The following is a 2,991-nucleotide window of genomic DNA, read 5'->3' on the forward strand; positions in this document are numbered from 1 at the left end:
AAGTGTCTGCGAAACCCCAGGAATAGTGTACTCAATGTTAACAGCTGCCGCCGCACCAAACGCAGCAGTCACACCAGGAATGGTTACATACTCTATGCCCTCACTCTCTAAAAACTCTATCTGTTTAATAGTGGTTGAAAAAAGCGAACTATCTCCCGTATGCAGACGTACAAACTTTTTATGATGGTGCGCTTTTATAAAGCTAAAAATATCTTCATACGCCATATCAGCTGAATTTGCAATGAGGGTACCCTCTTTGCACCAATCCAAAAGCTCACGAGGCACTAAACTCCCCGTATAAAGCACAACTTCCGCCTCTTGCAAGGCTTTCATACCTTTAACCGTTATAAGTTCCGGATCCCCCGGACCTGCTCCTACGAATGTAATCATTATTTCTCTTTCCTTACTATTATCTGATGCATAACCCTCTCAGGCTCAGGCATAAGCAGACTCATTTTATAGCTTGTGAGACTGATGCTCTTAATATCAAACGCAATGCCTGCTTTTTTGAGTGTGTTGATGGCGGTTGTGAGATGCTGAAGTGTGACAAAGTTTGCCACCATTATGCCACCGTCGGCTAATCTCTCATAAAGGTAATCAAGCTCGCTTATTACCTTGTCTCCTCCACCACCGACAAAAATTCTCTGCGGTGTGCTTGGCTCTTTTTTATAATCTTCACTCGCCTCACCGATGTAGAGTTTTGTATCTATGATTTTATGTTTTGCCAAAGAGTTCTCTATCATTTTTGCCCGTTTAACATTCTTTTCAAACATTACACTTCGTATTTTGTATCGTTTATAGCCATCTATGCTTATACTTCCGCTTCCTGCACCCACATCCCACAAGAGCATATTTGGTTGCAGTTCAAGGTTTTGCAGACTCACGTGGCGTTTGTAACTCTTAGTTATCATCCCATTTTCATGCTCTATGCTCTCTTCACTTGAGATATTTGGCAGAAGTTTATAGTTGCGTCTTACAAGAAGGCAATAAGGCATACGCGGAGGTTTGTTGAGTATATCATCGAGTGTTACATTACTAAATGACTCACTCTCATAGCCAAACTGCTCACCTAACGTTATACTCATATCTTCATCATTTAGATATTTCATAGCATTTTGTAAGACCTTAGGAGTATCTTCATCACAGATGACAAAGGTGTACTCTTTTGTTAAAAAACCCTCCAAATCTACAACACTTTTTCCATGAAGTGTGCAGATGCCAGTTTTAACGAGACTCACTCCTTCATGTGCCAACATATAACTCAAACTTGAGGTATTATCTACTATTTTAAAGGAGATATTTTGTTTTTTAAGTACATTGATTATGAGCAAACCACCAGAAAAGAAAGTGGGCGAACCACTCACTATGTAGAGTATCTCTTTATCTAAGTTAGCTAAAATCGCCTCTTTGACAACTTTAAAGCCACCCTTTATCACATTTGGCAAATCACTCTCATAATTTTTATCACAAAATATCATCTCATATTTTGAAAAATCTACTGCGACATTATTAAAGTTGTATGCGCCCATACCACTTCCTGCTATTGTTACCACTCTATCTCCTTTTTCACACCACTTGGAAGTGTTATGACTTCTATCTGTTTTGTTTGAAGCCCTAGCTCTACAAACCACTCTTTAAGTTGTTCTACTGCGTTTTGACTTATAAGGTTAATAAGTGCCTCCTTCTCTGAAACATCTAACTCCGCTAAAACAGCCTTAAGTGTCAAAAATTCTTCATCTGCCAACTCAACACCCAGCACATCTTTGAGCCACTCCTTAACCTTATTAAAATCAATTGTCCCAAATCTGTTGTGTGTATTTGTAAAGCCTTGTGCCACCTTTGTCATTTTCGCAACACTTGTTACAAACACCATTTTTTTAAAGTTATGTTTCTGTAGCCTTTTGCTTGCATCATAGACAAAGTTACCAATCTCGACAATACTTATCTCATCATAAATTTCTTTTGCAAAATCTACAGCAGAATTGCCAAGAGTAAAGACTATTACCTCTTGGCTTTGTGCTGCTGCAACATCTATCTCCGTCTCTATGGAATCAATGTATGCAGAGGATGAGACAGGTTTAACAATGCCTCGAGTCCCTAAAATGCTAATGCCTCCAAGTACGCCAACTTTAGCATTTGCAGTTTGCAGAGCTATATTCTCTCCATCTTTTACTTCAAAGACAGCATGAAGATGTAAAGCTCGTTTCTTTACAATCTCTTGAATATTGTCGTGCATCATCTCTAAAGGTACAGGGTTGATAGCTGGATAACTTGGGCTAATTTTTAGCCCTTTTTTTGTTACAACACCCACACCATCACCAGCCCAAATACTTAAAGTAAAAGCTCCTATATGTAACTCTGAAGGATTCTGCTCTTTTAACCCTTGTGGTATCTCCTCTAAGAGACGTACCGATATATGCGCACCTTTTGTCACATCAATATCATCGTTATCACCCTTGAGTGTACAAAAACGCTCACCCTCTCGAAACACTTCAATAGTTGCTCGCAGATCTTTTGGAAGGAGTATCTCCAAAGTATCTACAGCTTTTTTCTCAAACTTCCACAACAAAGCCGCTACCAGTACCGCAGTAGCATGTGTTCCTGTCGTATAGCCAGAGCGAAGTTTTTCAGCCATTGGAGTTAATCATAAACCTTCATAGGAATAAAAACCTCTTCGTCAAGCTCATCAAGTAGAATCTTATCTTCACTTAAAAGTAAAAAGAGTTCTCTCCACTGCTCATCTGAAAACTTATGGGTGTGTCGAAGCCAAAGTGCATTATTTTTTGTATTGCCATTGGCTTGCGTATTTTCTGTTATTTGACAAACTTGGCGAAATCTACATGCCCCATAACACCCTGTACGGCTTATCTTAATGCGATTTTTACCTTTGTTCAGTCCCATCTCTTTTAATATTTCACGCAGATGTGTTGCTCGGTCATCTTTACCAGCTTTACCACAACGCTCATCATCACACAAAAGAAGCAGCGTTTT

The 2,991-nt window shown here is 39.3% G+C and carries 4 protein-coding genes; all 4 read right to left on the minus strand.

What is annotated here, in order from left to right; genetic code table 11:
- Positions 1–390, minus strand: a 390-nt coding sequence (locus MV589_RS10350) for an SAM-dependent methyltransferase (RefSeq protein ID WP_297434598.1), incomplete at its 3' end; no start/stop codon positions are given.
- Positions 390–1,553, minus strand: coding sequence for a bifunctional cobalt-precorrin-7 (C(5))-methyltransferase CbiE/decarboxylating cobalt-precorrin-6B (C(15))-methyltransferase CbiT (locus MV589_RS10355; protein ID WP_297434600.1), 1,164 nt, complete (start codon positions 1,551–1,553; stop codon positions 390–392). The genes MV589_RS10350 and MV589_RS10355, both read right to left, overlap by 1 nt.
- Complete coding sequence (cbiD, locus tag MV589_RS10360; RefSeq protein WP_297434602.1) at positions 1,547–2,635, minus strand: cobalt-precorrin-5B (C(1))-methyltransferase CbiD; 1,089 nt, start codon at positions 2,633–2,635, stop codon at positions 1,547–1,549. Before cbiD ends, MV589_RS10355 begins: the two co-directional genes overlap by 7 nt.
- A 5-nt stretch (positions 2,636–2,640) precedes the next feature.
- A partial coding sequence (locus MV589_RS10365) for a (2Fe-2S) ferredoxin domain-containing protein (protein WP_297434604.1) occupies positions 2,641–2,991 on the minus strand: 351 nt, incomplete at its 5' end.

This window comes from Sulfurimonas sp. (genome assembly GCF_026991475.1).
In the GTDB taxonomy this organism is placed as follows: domain Bacteria; phylum Campylobacterota; class Campylobacteria; order Campylobacterales; family Sulfurimonadaceae; genus Sulfurimonas.

Excerpts from the sequence above, each read along its gene's own strand:
- cbiD (WP_297434602.1), bottom strand. The coding sequence starts at position 2,635 with ATGGCTGAAAAACTTCGCTCTGGCTATACGACAGGAACACATGCTACT.